Source organism: Paenibacillus sp. FSL R10-2788 (assembly GCF_038003885.1).
In the GTDB taxonomy this organism is placed as follows: Bacteria; Bacillota; Bacilli; order Paenibacillales; family Paenibacillaceae; genus Paenibacillus_AQ; species Paenibacillus_AQ odorifer.
On record NZ_JBBOQA010000001.1, the window covers coordinates 6565032 to 6580049 of the forward strand.

A 15018-nucleotide genomic window follows, 5' to 3' on the forward strand; every position below is an offset into this window, starting at 1 on the left:
GAAAAATACGTGATGTGTGATAGCTGATGTACTGTGGGTGCTGGATGATATGCAATTTATGGTGGGGGGTTTGCGATATGCGGTATTTGTGGCGACAGGCGGTGGAGCATTTGCAGCATTGTGGTGGCAGACGATGTACCGTGAGCGCTGGATGATATACGAAGAGCGGTGGACGATGTGCGATTTATGGTGGGGTTCGCGGCATACAGCGGGTGATCTGCGTGGGTCGTTTGGACGGCGTACATTTGTGTTTACTGCGTTCTGTGTTTGGGCGATGTGCGGAGTGGATCTTAAACTAATTAGGGGAAAATTCCCTGAAAAAAGCCAATATTTTCTCTAAATGAACGAAATTAGGGATTTCCTCCCTGATAATAAGGGGATTTCTTTAATTACCACCGAATCAGCTATATTTTAGGGAGGTTTTCCCTAATTATTAGTCTGATGACTGAAAATCCCAGAATTTCAGGGAGAAATTCCCCAATTAGTCTATCGGTGCTTCAGTTGGGCAACAATAAGACGCTTCGGTTGGTACTTCAATTACTACTTCAGTTGGTGTGTCAGCCTCTACTTCTATCGGAGTTTAACTAGATCATCACTAGGATGCTTCACATGGTACTTCTATTTGTGCTTCTACAGAGCTTCTATTAAAGCTTCATATCTACTTGAATAGCACGCAAAAGCCCGACCTATCAATTGAACTGCACCCCAATTGTTAGACACAACTAACATTTGGAGGTGCAGTTTTTTTATGACCAGGTACAGTACAGACGAAAAAATCCAAGCTATTATGCGTTATAAAAAGGGATCCGAGAGCTTGAAAACCATTGCAAAATCAATCGGGATTCACCATTCTGTCTTTTCAAACTGGATTAGTCAATATGAGCATCATGGTGAAGAAGCTTTTAAAAAGGGCTATACATCATATCCTGCACAGATTAAACTAGACGTACTTAATTATATGAACGAATTCGGGACGTCTGTTAGAGAAACGGCTGCGATATTTAATATTGCGAGTCATAGTACCATTTTAAGCTGGCATAGAAGCTTAGAGTTACATGGAATGGACGCCCTACAACCAAAGAAGAAGGGGCGTCCATCCATGAAAAAAGAACCTAATAAACGAAAGATTCAAACGTTAAAAGAAGGGTCTGTTGAGGCATTACAAGCAGAGGTAGAGCGTTTGAGAATGGAAAATGCATATTTAAAAAAGTTGAATGCCTTAGTTCAAAACAAGGAAAAATCACCAAACAAGACAAAGCACGAGTAGTCTATGAACTAAGGAACGAATTTTCGGTGAAAGCACTCCTGCAGCTAGCAGATATCCCTCGTAGTACGTATTATTTCGTGGTAAAAACGTTTGGTATGCCCGATAGAGATAAGGAGCTAAAAGACGTTATTCAAGCGATTTACGAGGAGCATGAGGGGCGTTATGGTTATCGTCGTATTCGTGACGAGTTAGTGAATCGAGGACACCATGTGAATCATAAAAAGGTACAACGCTTGATGAAGGTATTGGGTTTAAAGTGTGTGGTACGTATGAAGAAATATCGTTCCTATAAAGGGACGATTGGCAAACTCGCACCGAACATATTAGAACGTAACTTCCACGCTGAGAATCCAAATGAGAAGTGGGTTACGGATATTACAGAGTTTAAATTATTTGGAGAAAAGCTGTACTTATCTCCAATTCTAGATCTATATAATGGTGAGATTATTACGTATACAATCGGTTCAAGGCCGGTCTACTCGCTTGTTTCAACGATGTTAGATCAGGCATTCCGACGATTAACCGATGAAGATAACCTCCTTATTCATTCTGACCAAGGCTGGCACTATCAGATGAAGCAGTATCGTCATGCCCTTGAAGAAAGAGATATCAAGCAAAGTATGTCCCGTAAAGGTAATTGCTACGACAACGCCATCATTGAGAACTTCTTTGGTATCATGAAATCTGAATTTCTATATTTAAAGGAATTCGAAAGTATCACACATTTCAAACAAGAGCTATCAAAATACATCGATTATTACAACAACAAGCGAATTAAGGCAAAACTAAAAGGCCTGAGTCCGGTACAGTACCGAACTCAGGCCCAACAAGTCGCTTAATTATATACCTGTCTAACTTTAAGGGGTCACTTCACAATTAGGTCGGGCTTTCTAATATTAAATGCTTGTAGCTGCACTGCTCTCCAATGAAGCTCTCCAGGAACGAAGCATTTGCAGATCAAGTGGCAGAAACTCCTCAAGCATATGAGAGAGGCCTAGATATAGCGGACTATCTGTTGCTGCATTTAGTTTCTGACAGAACTGCGGTGTCCATTGAAGTAGATGCTTTTCCAAAAAGGACTCCTGAATATCAAGCAGCTCCATAGCACTTCTTATTGAAAAACTATTGTAAAGCATACGCTCATGCATGACTGCCATAAATTCGAGCTCAATAGCAATATGATCATCGGCTTCACCATTACACTTATTGAATACAATTCCAGCGGAGGTGTACACATCTGCAAGCACGTTGCAGAAATCCTCCGAACGACCTAAAATCGCTGCTTCGCGCAATTTAAAAGAACTAACGGACTGTTCTTGCATAAGCCGTTTATATTCTTTGCTCTCTTTCTCGCATATCATTGGCAGCTTGTTCGGTTCCTGACTCAAATAGCGCTTCAGCTCCCGACCGCCTTCTGTCATCTCTGCCGCTACACTCATCTGGCGATGGCGGCTCCATTGAGCCACTAGAGAGAGTGATGGTTTTCTACCCAAAAAATCCACTAAAAGCTGATATATTAATCCCCGACTTTCCAACCAACGGCTAAAAGCCTCCGGAACGGTGAGCGATGGAACAGTATGTGTACTCATTTTGCAAATCCTCCTCAATGGTTTCCCGGTCACTCTCCGTCACACACATTACCGACGTGCGGTTTCCGGTATCCTATCTGTTTTCGCAAAAGTGAACGTTAAAACTAATCCGCACCTAGATTATATCGGAAATTAAAAGCGCTTTCCGTGAGCATTCTATGTCTAAAAACTTTATTTGTCGTACTTTTGTCACACTTTTCGTTATTCAATATGCGTTATCTTCTTATCTAGTTTGTCCAGTTTTATGTAATGAAACCCTGTCGTCCAGAACTTTGCTCATTGACGTGAATCCAAGCAATCTTTAAAATTCTAAACAAGTATAAACATCTTCGCGTTCTATCCTGTTAGTGACGTTAGGCGTTTATACGAGAAAATTTAAGAGCAATTTATCAGCCAGATTTAAAGGAAGGGAGCAACGCCATGGAGCCGCTGACGGACCCTTTTGGACGTTTACACGATTACATCCGCATTTCGGTTACCGACCGCTGCAACCTGCGTTGCATCTATTGTATGCCAGCGGAAGGGATGCAATTCCAACCGCAGGACGAGATTCTAAGTTACGAGGAAATTACCGCAGTCGTTAAGTCGCTAGCCCCTCTTGGATTACGTAAAGTACGACTAACTGGCGGAGAACCTCTTGTCCGCAAAGATCTGGAAAAGCTTGTTGCGATGATATCCGCGATTCCAGGTATAGAAGATATTTCGCTGACTACAAATGGTTTAATGCTTCCAGCCAAAGCCGCGCTGTTAAAAGAGGCTGGTCTGTCACGGGTAAACATCAGCCTAGACTCTTTACGGCAGGATCGATTTTCTATGATTACTCGTGGCGGTGAAGTCGCCAAGGTATTAAAGGGGATCGAGGCCGCACAAGCCGCCGGACTTCAACCGATAAAGCTTAACGTTGTATTGATGAAAGGAATTAATGACGACGAAATCAAAGACTTCATCTCCCTTACGCTGGAGAGTCCTCTAAATGTACGCTTTATAGAATACATGCCGATTGGCAGTGCTACTGATGCTTGGCGCCAAACTTATCTGCCTCTGGAAAGGGTTGTAGAAGCTTGTACTGAGGCTGGTTGGGAAACGGAAGCGGCAGAAATGCCCTCCGGGAATGGCCCTTCCCAGAATCGGCGGGTTGTTGGAGCCCCTGGTACATTCGGCCTGATTCATCCGGTGAGCGATCACTTCTGCGATAATTGCAACCGCCTGAGACTTACCGCAGATGGGCACATCAAAGCTTGCCTGTATTGGGCAGATGAATACAATGTCCGTCCTTTAATAAGCGATCCTGCTGCTGTGCAGGCCTTATTCCGGAAAGCGCTGGGCAACAAACCTCATAACCATGAAATGGCCTTAGCTCTGGAGAAAAAAGCACAAAGCCACACGCCGACAGCTCGGCGCATGTCTCAAATTGGTGGATAAACGTCCATCCCGGTATTATAGTTCCTCTTTTAATTTCATAAATACAAAAAACGCCGCTTTCCCACTGAGCAATCTGGGAAAGCGGCGTTTGGTTTAAAGCTTAGCGATGAACTATTCAATCACTATTAGAGAGACAGAGCTTCGAGCAGCTTATAAATAGTCGCCCCTGCCTCGGCTCTTGTGGCATTATTCTTAGGACGGAAGGTGTTATCCTCGAATCCACCCAGAAAACCAGCTTCAGCTGGTTTTCACATACAGCAAATTTATTTCATTCGTACTCGCAAGCTCACCTTAAAGGCGGTTCCTTCCCCCGGACGACTATGTACAGTTACCTTGCCTTCATGCAGCTCAACGATTTTTTTAACCAGTGACAGACCCAGTCCACTACCGCCACCACTTGCGGTTCTAGCTTTATCTGCCTTATAGAAACGCTCGAAGATCCGAGGCAGATCTTCCTCCGAGATGCCAATCCCGCTATCTTGAATCTCCACCTCTACCTGCTCATCCACCATGCGAAGGCTAATATGGATGTAACCGTTCTGCGGAGTAAACTTGATGCTGTTATGCAGTAGATTGGTCCAGACCTGGCTCATTAAATCTTTTACAGCAGATACATTCACTTCTTCCAGTTCAGCCTCTACCTCTATATTTTTCTCCAACCACTGTGGTTCAGAAGCCAGAATCGTATCTCTAAGCTGCTTATCCAGGCGGTAAATCTGATTTTCAAACGGAAAATTGCCCGATTCAAGCGCGGACAGCTTCAATAAATTATCACTGAGCCCAGATACACGGGTACTCTCAGCCACGATAATATTAAGGTAGTGCCTCCTGCTCTTCACACTCAAAGTTTCATCCTGCAGCGCAAGAGCAAACCCCCGAATAGAGGTTAGCGGAGATTGAATTTCATGCGATACATTAGAGATAAAGTCTTGACGCATGGTCTCCATCTGACTCAGTTCGCTGGCCATTACGTTGATGCTCTCTACAATCTCACCAAAATCACCATAGTCCTTAGTATTATCGAGTACCACATTGAAATCACCCTTAGCAATACGCCCTAAACCTTCGATAATTGATTTATAAAAAACACGTTCCCAGCCCCGGAATAACTTGGAGGTTACCAATGCCATCATGAACAAAATCACAATTCCGACCATCACGCCGATTAACTGGGTCAAATACTCCGAAGAGGGGCGTCCAACCCTGCCATATATCCAGTTCATCAAGAAATAAGCTGCACTCCAGCTAATCCCAACGCCACCGAAGTAAATAAAAGTCATCCCAATCCGCTTAAGAAGCTCCTTAAACCGGTTCATGCCTCTGCCTCCAGCCGATAGCCTAATCCGCGGATGGTACGAATAACAAACCCGTATTTATCTGGAGCGAACCGTTCGCGTAAACGGTTGATATGCACATCGAGCGTCCGCTCATTCCCTTCAAAATCATAACCCCATATCTCTTCGATCAGCCTGTCTCTAGTCAATGTCTGCCCCGGATAGCTGCCCAGCTTAAACAACAGCTCAAATTCCTTAAGCGGCAAGGTGACTTCTCCATACTCTGAGGATACCTCGTAGGTTTTACGATTCATTCGCAGCCGGCCGATCCCCACACTTTGTGCAGCAGAGATTTGGTAACGTTTGAGCAGCGCCTTTACTCGCGCAATAAGCACCACTGGCTCAAAGGGTTTGACGAGATAGTCATCACTTCCCAGTTCAAAGCCCTTCACAATTTGGGAGGTCTCACCCTTAGCCGTCAGCATCAATATCGGAAAATCATAAGTTTGGCGCATCTTCCGGCACAGCTCCCAGCCATCCAAATTGGGCATCATCACATCAATAATGGCTAAGTCTATGTTATGGCTCTCCAGAATCTGAAGAGCCTCCAGTCCATCAGAAGCTCCATAGATGTCATCCATCCCCTCAGCTCTCAGAAATACTTCTACCAATTGGCGGATGTGCGGATCGTCGTCCGCTACTAGTATTTTTGTCATGTATCACTGGAGCCTCCTCTTTATTGTCTTGAATCTCAAGGTTATTCATCTGCAGCTGCTGGGTGGCAAATTCACGATACAGCTCATGGTTTTCCAGCAGTTCTTCATGTCTTCCCATCCCGGTAATCTGACCCTTTTCCATAAAAATAATCTGCTCAGCATTTACAACAGTAGCCAAACGGTGCGCAATTACAATCGTAGTCCGGCCCTTCATCAAATTGGACAGTGCTTTCTGTACTACGGCCTCTGATTGGCTATCCAGACTGGAGGTAGCCTCATCAAGCATAAGAATCTTTGGATTCCGCAGCAGCGCTCTAGCAATAGCAATCCGTTGCCGCTGTCCACCTGAGAGCTTCACACCTCTCTCACCAACATCCGTATTATATCCTTCAGGAAGCTCATCGATAAAGCCATCTGCATAAGCCATTGCTGCTGCTGCACGCATCTCCTCCATGCTAACGTCGCGATCCAATCCATAGGTTAAATTCTCAGCAATCGTACCTGCCAATAATGGGCTTTCCTGTGAGACATACCCGATCAGTTTCCGCCATGAGCGTAAAGAGAAGGTTGACACTGGTTTATCACCTAACTTAACCATACCTTTCTGAGGCTCATAGAATCGTTCGAGCAGTGAAAATAATGTAGTCTTGCCGCCCCCGCTCGGTCCAACAATAGCCGTCACCTGACCCGGAAGCATCCGAAAGCTTACATCGGTTAGCACATTCTCACCATTTTTATATCCAAAGCTTAGATCTTCTACCGAGATAGGACCTTCTGCACCGTTCGCCTCTTCCTGGCCCTCATATACCTCCTCTTCTGCTGCCAGGGTTTCAATAATGCGCTCTGATGCCCCTTTAGCCTTCTGAATCTGTGTAAAGAACGTGGTCAATTGAGTAAGCGGCATAATAATCTGAATGAGATACAGGATAAAGGCTACCAGCTCTCCAGCTGTCAAAGCCCCGGAAGATACCTGCATTCCGCCATAACCGATAATGACCACAAGTAACATCATAAAAACAAAAGAGACAAGTGGACTGATCATAGCGCTGATTTTGCCTTCACGAATACCAAAGGAGAGCAGGTTCATAATTCCGGTTTTGCCTGCTTCGTACTCTTTTTTCTCTGCACCCGAGGATTTGACCAGACGGATTTCTGACAATACACCACTAAGTGTCGCGGTAAAAGAGGCTGTTTCGTCCTGCATGCCTTTGGAGATTTTGTACATCTGCCGTCCAAGCGGCACCAGAATCAACGCAGATAGTGGAAGAACGGTGAATAGAACAAGCGTCATTTTCCAATTTAAAAATAACAGCACAGCAATGGAGCCCACAATGGAGATCACTCCGGTAAATAAGCTGGCCAGATGTTCAGAAATCAGCGTTTTGATGATCCCTGTATCATTCGTCATCCGGCTGACGCTTTCTCCTGTTCGATTATCATTGTAATAAGCTACTGGCAATACTAAAAATTTACGCCATAACCGGTCACGTAGACCTGCAACCATCTTCTGGCCCACGTAATTCAGCAGATAGATGGAAATTCCCCCGGCGATCGTCTGCGCGATAAAAGCACCCGCTATACCCGCAATTTGCAGCTTGCTGACGGAGGCCAAAGAAAAGCCATCCACCAGATTTTTGGTGAACATTGGGATCACCAGACTAACCAATGTCGAGATCATGCTTAGTGCAATGGCTATTGCCAATAAGCCGTATGAAGGCTTGGTCTCTTTTAATAATGTGAGGAATGGCTTCAGCGCCGTTTTCCCCTTAGCTTCGGATTTTCTCATGCAAAAACTCCCCTTTTCTTGGTGACTCTGCGAGAAGAGTGTATCATCTCTGTTTCGCTTAACCCCATCCTAGCCCTGAATTGTAAACTGAAGTTAAACCCGTTGATCCGCTTTTGTACGACGTAGATAGGGTAATCCTCAGGCATATTCCTAGTAAGGAGGAGCGATCTCTTAACATTTCTGCCACCTGCAAACTTGTTATATGCGATTTTTGTCACTTAGCGGATCAAATTTAAATAAACGTTAAAAAAATGTAAAAAAGTAAAAAAGGAAGTTTGTATCCCTTTTCAACACGTGTTACAGTGATAGAAGGGCCTAATATTGGTCAGTATATCCATGCAAGACATCTAGTGGGAAAGGAGTGACGCATTTGCGGAAAGGCGTTAACTATCCATCTTCTTTCACGTCTTTAAAATGGTTCAATTTTTTTGTATACGGAACCATGGTCCTCTTCTCCAGCTTCTTTCAACTATACCTGCTGGATGTAGGGATGAACAAATTAGAGATCGGTGCCGTATTCTCTATGGGTGCGCTAGTATCCATCTTTGCAAATCCATTCTGGGCGATCTGGACTGACCGATACCAGAATATCCGGCGAATCGTTTTGCTTATGTTAATCGGAACGTTAGTGTTATCCCAGCTTATGTTTCGGGCAAATACATATGAGATGATCTACATCTCCATTCTTTTGTTCTATTTCTTCCAAGGACCGTTATTTGCTCAGAGCAATACGATGATTCTCAGCTATATTGACGGAACTAACTATCGCTTCCGTTCTTTTCGGCTTTGGGGTTCATTGGGGTGGGCACTAATTGCAATTGCCGCCGGATTGGTCCTTGACTGGGCTGGTGTATCTATCTTGTCCTATCTGTTTGCAGGCTTACTATGTGCATCAATGTTATCCATTCTTGCATTACCGAAACTTAACCATACCATTGGCATGGCTCCCATGCCTTATAGAGGCTTCAGCAAGCTAATTTATAATCCCTTTTTCTTGTGTTTCATATTGTTTGGTATCCTAGTTTCCATACCGAACACCATGAACACTACATTCATGTCTTTGTATATTACGGATCTAGGCGGCTCCAAGGGAATGATTGGTCTCGCAGTATTCCTCTCCTCTATTTTGGAAGTGGGTGTATTTGTTCTCTGCGACCGATTCCTTAAACGTAAAATATCTGTTCTGCTCGGCTGGCTTGCGCTGGTTAGCGCTTTATTCGTACTACGATGGTGGTTCATGGCGGACGCGACTACAGCCCTCCAAGTAGTGCTCATTCAAATTTTACACTGCATAACATTTGGTGGTTTCTTCTATGTAGGCACTCAACTGACCATGCTTCTTATTCCAAGACCTTACCGTGCTTCAGGACAAGCACTCTACACACTGACTTGGAGCGGTATAGCCGGTATTGTTGGAGGAGTTCTCGGCGGGTGGATGTATCAGAATCTAGGTGCACAGAGCATGTATCAAGCGGGTGTCTTCTTGACACTGTTTGGAACGCTAGGCTTTACTTTCATGTGGCTCTTTGTAAACCGTGGAGGCTACCGGCCCCCTACAGAGGATGAGGAAGAACTCTCTCACATCGAAATATTATAAGCGAAAATATAAAAAACAGGCTCAAACGTACCTAAACGGGACGTTTGAGCCTGTTTTATTATAAAGAACCTGAACTAATCAAGTGTTAGCCTTGTTTTGGAGGCTGAAATGAACTCTTCAGTGAAACGATAAGATTGAATACGAGATGCCCAGGCGCCGAATATTTGCTATCTACATTAAAATAGCCATGACGGAAAAACTGGAATTTATCCTGAGCCACACTGTCCTTAAGTGCGGGTTCCACAAAACCTTGTAAGATTTCAATGGATTTAGGATTAAGCTGATCCAAGAAGCTAGGCTCCGCTTTCTCTACCGTGGAATCCAGACCTTCAACTTCTGCAGCTTCATCTACTTCTTCAGCAGAAATCAGTGGCTCGTATAAACGGAATTCTGCAGGCACAGCTTGACTAGCTTCTACCCAGTGCAGAGTACCTTTTACCTTGCGGCCTGTAAATCCACTGCCACTCTTTGTTTCCGGATCATACGTACAATGCAGTTCAACAACCTCGCCATTCTCATCTTTAATGACTTCATTACATTTGATGAAATAAGCATGCTTCAGGCGTACTTCATTGCCGGGGAACAAGCGGAAATATTTATTGGGCGGATTCTCCATAAAGTCGTCGCGCTCAACATAAATCTCACGAGAGAACGGAATTTGGCGTACGCCCATTTCTTCATTCTCTGTATTATTTTCCGCTTCAAGCCATTCTGTTTGACCTTCCGGATAATTGGTGATAACAACCTTAAGCGGACGAAGTATAGCCATAGTGCGAGGCACAGTTAACTTAAGGTCTTCCCGGATAAAGTGCTCCAGCATTTGCAGGTCCACTAGACCCTGACTCTTGGAGATCCCTGCCTCGAACACGAACTTACGAATCGCTTCCGGCGTATATCCTCTGCGGCGCAGGCCGGAGATCGTTGGCATCCGCGGATCGTCCCAGCCATCCACATGTTTTTCGTCTACCAGCAGCTTTAGCTTACGTTTACTAGTCATGGTTTGAGCGAGATTCAGACGGCCGAATTCATATTGATGCGGAACAGAAGGCATCTCACATTCCGCTACGACCCAATCATAAAATGGGCGTTGATCTTCAAACTCAAGCGAACAAAGGGAGTGAGTCACTCCTTCAATAGCGTCCTCAAGTGGATGAGCGAATGTATACATCGGATAGATGCACCATTTATCCCCTGTATTATGGTGATGCGCATGAGTAATCCGATAGATGACAGGATCACGCAGATTAATATTTGGTGAAGCCATATCGATCTTGGCACGAAGAACCTTCTCACCATCTTTGAATTCCCCTGCCCGCATACGGCGGAACAGATCCAAATTCTCTTCGATGCCGCGCTCACGATGTGGGCTGTTCTGTCCTGGCTCCGTCAGCGTTCCCCGCAATTGGCGAATTTCATCCGCGCTGAGGTCATCTACATAAGCTTTGCCTTTAGTAATTAATAATTCGGCACGTTTGTACATTTCCTCAAAATAATCCGATGCAAAACGCAGCTCTTCCCATTCATAACCCAGCCACTTTACATCTTCCTGAATGGAGTTCACATATTCCGTATCTTCTTTGGCAGGATTCGTGTCGTCAAATCTTAGGTTAGTCTTGCCACCGAACTCGTCCGCCAGTGTAAAGTTAATCCAAATCGCCTTGGCATGTCCGATATGTAAGTAACCGTTCGGCTCCGGCGGAAAGCGTGTGACAACTTCTTTTACTTTACCCGTACGGAGGTCTTCGGTAATAACATTTTTAATAAAATTGGAGGGGGTAGTACGGTTCTCCACAGCTATCAACCTTTCGTTCTGTAGTGTTACACTACTTCTTGTATAAACATGTTTCCTACTAATATACCCGTTAACTGTAGATTGTTCAATAAAAGGGGGCACATGGCCTGGATCAATTTTTAGCATCTTTAGACCTTTTGACTTCTCTGCGGGCGATAGAGTAGCATGATAATCATAAGAAAAAATCCATAATCATACATAAGGCCTTGTGCCGAAAAGGAGGCAACCGCTTGTTTAATTATGTCATCGACGAAGAGCTTATCTTAAAGCCACTCATGCCTGAGCATGCTAGGCACATATTCGCGTTAGTGGAGCGCTCGCGGGAACGACTTAGGCAATGGCTTCCTTGGGTTGATGCCGTTACGGAACAGGATCACACCCTTAATTTCATTAAAAATGCTATAAAACAAGGCACCGACAATGGCGCCTTCACTGCTGGACTTTGGGTCCGCGGCGAGCTCGCCGGTGTCATTGGGTATCACCAGATTGACTGGCATAACCGTTCCGTAGGGATTGGTTATTGGCTTGGTGATGGCTATGAAGGCAAAGGTTATATGACCAGCGCCTGCCGAGTTCTAGTAGACTACGCACTGCTGGAAATGGAGCTGCAGCGGGTAGAAATTCGCTGCGCGACCGCCAACGTAACTAGCCGGGCAATTCCTGAACGGCTTGGTTTTGTGCTCGAAGGTGTGATCAGACAGGCAGAAAAGCTGCCCGATGGCTACGTGAATCACGCCGTATATGGTTTATTGCGTAGTGAGTGGCAGCTGCTCGGCTAAGTTACGTAAGCAAAGTTAAACAAACACACAAGCAGAAATAAACCTGGCTGGCATACGCCCCCAGGTTTATTTTATTGAGCAGACCAAGATTAGATCTCTGGCATACCCAGCTGTTTTCGAAACTTGTTCCGTACTACGGCTGAGAGGGCTTCCAGCTCCACAAGCTCTGCCAGAGCAGCTTCCTCTTGCAGCCCAACCTGCATTAAATGCAGTACATGCGCCACGGAAGCATTGCTGTCTCCGTTTTCTTTTTTGACAATTGCATCGCCGGTTGAAATCATTCCTTCACGAAGTACACGCAAGTAAAATCCGCTATACCTTGTATCCAGAACTTGAGCCGGAAGATCTGCGGGTCCATGCTTTTGTGAGATTTTGAAGCAAGGATATCTTGGCTGGCTAACCTGAAGCAAAGTGGTGCCTAATTCATATACATCGCCAATACACACCTCTGTCTCCAGCAGACCCGTTGTGGTGATATTTTCTCCGAAAGCCGAGTACTCCAGTTTCTTTCCCAGCTGCTGTTCCCAATAAGGATAGTGCTCAATGGGATAGGCGCACACCGCCTTGTCAGGGCCTCCATGATGTTTAAGATCTGCCTGACCATCTCCAACAAATCCATTGGTATGCAGCCGAACCGATCCTTCTACAGGCGTTTTATAAATTCCGGTCTCCAAAGGTTTTCCCCGATAATCCACCGTCACCGGCCGACCGACATTAAGCGAGACGATCTCCATATCCATTTCCTCCTGTCAGCATACAGCTCATAAATATCTCATCCACATAACGGCCGCCAAGATAAAACTCCTCCCGCAGACGTCCCTCTTCCACAAAACCGCATTTCCGGTAAAAAGAAATCGCTGATTCATTACAGGATAATACACGCAGGCGAAGCTTACGAATAGCATGCGCCGCAGCATGTTCCTTAATGGCTTCCATGAGCTGCCGGCCGATGCCTAAACGTTGATAGTTCGGATGAACAGCAATATTAACCTCGCACACATGCCGGTTGCTCTCCATTCTACTAGGGCAGCCAAACCCGACATATCCGCATAGCTTGTCATCTTGCAGCGCTACGAGCTGAGAGCCCGGAGGAGCATTCAGCAAGAAATCCTCTTGTGAGCGCCACAACATAGGTCCCGGGCTAGTGTCCTCTGTCCAAATCAGATGGTCCAGATCAATCAGTTCTCGCACGTCTTTAATCTCTGATGGTCTAATAGTTAACCTTGCCTTGTTGATTTGTTTCATAAGATGTACACCCCTTGCCTTGCACCTCTATAGAATTCACAGCAGATGTTGGAATCCACTGTGTATAGTTATCTTACGGACCGCTCTAACGAATGGCCTTTACGATTGACTAAAGAATGGATGACGAAAAATCCTACAGACAGCAGCGCCATCGCACAGGCCAGCCAGGCTGTTGGTGCCAAACCACCGCTATCATACAGTCTGCCCATGAAGTAAGGGCCAATGACTCTCCCGACTGCACCAATCCCTCCGCTTAGTCCCAAATAAAATGGTGCGCTGCGCCCCGCATGATCCGAGATAAAGGATGGCATCGCTGGAGAAATCAGCATTTCTCCCAGTGTAGCAAGCACCATTCCGAGCACTAAGCCAGGATAATTAGGCATCCACAAAAGAAACGCATAGCCACCCAAATAAAACAGGGCACTTGCAGTCATTTGCGCCGTTGAGGTAGACGCGAACCAGCGCTTAATCATTGTTACCAATGGCTGAGCTGCAAAAATCAAAATACCGTTCAGTGTCCAGAGAAAACCATAAGTTTTCTTAGGCCAGCCCTCTGAAATAATGAACGGAGATACCCCTGTATTCCAGATAGAGTTACCGAGAAGCAGGAACAAAGAACCGATCCCCATATAAAGATAAATACGAGTATGCCCCATTAGCTTCCACGTGGATTGTTTCTCTGGTTCATTCTTCTGATGCCCCATTACCTCATGCGCAGGTTCTCCACCGATTTTCTTCAGATATATAAAAAAGAAACCCGCAAATACCGCCGAAGTTACACCATTCATTACAAAGCTTAGCATATAGGAAATATCGGCCAAAAAACCACTTAATGCCGTACCCAGTGCTACACCAATATTATTGGCGACATAAATAACATTAAACAGCTCACCACGCTGCTTCGTGAAACGAAAGCCGATAAATGCCTGAATGGCAGGTAATGATAAGGAATTAAATAATCCTACCAGTCCCATTGCAACCATAAATAACGTCCAGTTGTTACTAGCTGCCGGCAAGGTGAACAGTGCCAAAGCATTCATGGCGAGCGCTCCGACAATCAGCCGGTTAACGCCTACCTTATGATAGAGTGAGCCCCCGAGTAGTTGACCCACGATCCCACCAACCGATTGAATAAGAATCACCAGTCCAGCATCTGACATGCTGCGTCCAAGCTCATCAAATACATACATCGTAACGAGCGGCCACATCAGCGCACTACCTGTTGCATTAATTAGGCTGGCAATTAGAAATATTTTCACTTCTTTTGGATATGCCTGTAAAAACTTCATAAGTAGTGTACATCCCCTGTTATATATGTGTCATTAATTCATCCAGTATTATCCCAAAACAGGGTTATGAGCAAGCATACACATTGACGTTTTATCGCGATAAAGTACGCATGAAATCTAGAGAATAAAACGCACATATCGCATGAATTATCCCGTCTCCCTTGGGGTTCACGTCCGCAGTCCTCCCTAGTTCTAATATCTATTCTTATTTTAAAGCCGTGGCTGTCGTCCGTAAAGCAAACTAAACAAGAAGAAACTGATT

The 15018-nt window shown here is 45.1% G+C and carries 13 protein-coding genes and 1 pseudogene; 5 read left to right on the top strand and 9 right to left on the bottom strand.

The window, feature by feature from the left end:
- Positions 1-16: 16 nt before the first annotated feature.
- Complete coding sequence (locus tag NSQ50_RS29205; protein ID WP_076144612.1) at positions 17-340, top strand: hypothetical protein; 324 nt, start codon at positions 17-19, stop codon at positions 338-340.
- A gap of 408 nt (positions 341-748) precedes the next feature.
- A protein-coding gene (locus NSQ50_RS29210) for an IS3 family transposase (protein ID WP_143760440.1) occupies positions 749-2106 on the top strand; the annotation gives its coding sequence in 2 pieces (ribosomal slippage) (positions 749-1202 and positions 1202-2106; 1359 coding nt in all).
- A gap of 57 nt (positions 2107-2163) precedes the next feature.
- On the opposite strand, the gene NSQ50_RS29215 is transcribed toward NSQ50_RS29210, so the two are convergent.
- On the bottom strand, positions 2164-2856 hold the full coding sequence (locus NSQ50_RS29215) for a TorD/DmsD family molecular chaperone (protein ID WP_036681926.1): 693 nt from the start codon (positions 2854-2856) through the stop codon (positions 2164-2166).
- 420 nt (positions 2857-3276) lie between these two features.
- Here NSQ50_RS29215 and moaA point away from each other — a divergent pair, with 420 nt between their 5' ends.
- On the top strand, positions 3277-4278 hold the full coding sequence (moaA, locus tag NSQ50_RS29220) for a GTP 3',8-cyclase MoaA (RefSeq protein ID WP_036681928.1): 1002 nt from the start codon (positions 3277-3279) through the stop codon (positions 4276-4278).
- 125 nt (positions 4279-4403) lie between these two features.
- Here moaA and NSQ50_RS31690 read toward each other — a convergent pair.
- The 4 genes and pseudogenes from NSQ50_RS31690 to NSQ50_RS29235 all read right to left on the bottom strand — a co-directional run.
- Positions 4404-4511 (bottom strand): annotated as a pseudogene (locus NSQ50_RS31690) (S-layer homology domain-containing protein); the annotation flags it as partial.
- Between the two features lie 30 nt (positions 4512-4541).
- Positions 4542-5594: a HAMP domain-containing sensor histidine kinase gene (locus NSQ50_RS29225; RefSeq protein ID WP_038573657.1), complete on the bottom strand. Its 1053-nt coding sequence runs from the start codon at positions 5592-5594 to the stop codon at positions 4542-4544.
- Positions 5591-6268, bottom strand: a complete 678-nt coding sequence (locus NSQ50_RS29230; protein ID WP_076222348.1) for a response regulator transcription factor — start codon at positions 6266-6268, stop codon at positions 5591-5593. Before NSQ50_RS29230 ends, NSQ50_RS29225 begins: the two co-directional genes overlap by 4 nt.
- Complete coding sequence (locus NSQ50_RS29235; protein ID WP_076222349.1) at positions 6198-8054, bottom strand: ABC transporter ATP-binding protein; 1857 nt, start codon at positions 8052-8054, stop codon at positions 6198-6200. Before NSQ50_RS29235 ends, NSQ50_RS29230 begins: the two co-directional genes overlap by 71 nt.
- Positions 8055-8415: 361 nt before the next feature.
- On the opposite strand from NSQ50_RS29235, the gene NSQ50_RS29240 reads away from it, so the two are divergent.
- Positions 8416-9651: an MFS transporter gene (locus NSQ50_RS29240; RefSeq protein ID WP_305953522.1), complete on the top strand. Its 1236-nt coding sequence runs from the start codon at positions 8416-8418 to the stop codon at positions 9649-9651.
- 85 nt (positions 9652-9736) lie between these two features.
- Here NSQ50_RS29240 and NSQ50_RS29245 read toward each other — a convergent pair whose 3' ends face one another.
- Positions 9737-11443: a glutamine--tRNA ligase/YqeY domain fusion protein gene (locus NSQ50_RS29245; RefSeq protein WP_036682422.1), complete on the bottom strand. Its 1707-nt coding sequence runs from the start codon at positions 11441-11443 to the stop codon at positions 9737-9739.
- 230 nt (positions 11444-11673) lie between these two features.
- Here NSQ50_RS29245 and NSQ50_RS29250 point away from each other — a divergent pair, with 230 nt between their 5' ends.
- Positions 11674-12222 carry a GNAT family N-acetyltransferase gene (locus tag NSQ50_RS29250; RefSeq protein WP_036681941.1) on the top strand — a complete coding sequence of 183 codons (549 nt, stop codon included), beginning with the start codon at positions 11674-11676 and terminating at the stop codon, positions 12220-12222.
- 89 nt (positions 12223-12311) lie between these two features.
- Here NSQ50_RS29250 and NSQ50_RS29255 read toward each other — a convergent pair whose 3' ends face one another.
- The 3 genes from NSQ50_RS29255 to NSQ50_RS29265 all read right to left on the bottom strand — a co-directional run bounded on the left by NSQ50_RS29255 (position 12312) and on the right by NSQ50_RS29265 (position 14756).
- On the bottom strand, positions 12312-12956 hold the full coding sequence (locus NSQ50_RS29255; RefSeq protein ID WP_081384302.1) for an MOSC domain-containing protein: 645 nt from the start codon (positions 12954-12956) through the stop codon (positions 12312-12314).
- Positions 12937-13467, bottom strand: coding sequence for a GNAT family N-acetyltransferase (locus tag NSQ50_RS29260; RefSeq protein WP_038573668.1), 531 nt, complete (start codon positions 13465-13467; stop codon positions 12937-12939). Before NSQ50_RS29260 ends, NSQ50_RS29255 begins: the two co-directional genes overlap by 20 nt.
- 68 nt (positions 13468-13535) lie before the next feature.
- A complete protein-coding gene (locus NSQ50_RS29265; protein WP_036681946.1) occupies positions 13536-14756 on the bottom strand; it encodes an MFS transporter in 1221 nt (406 codons plus the stop codon).
- Positions 14757-15018: the final 262 nt, after the last annotated feature.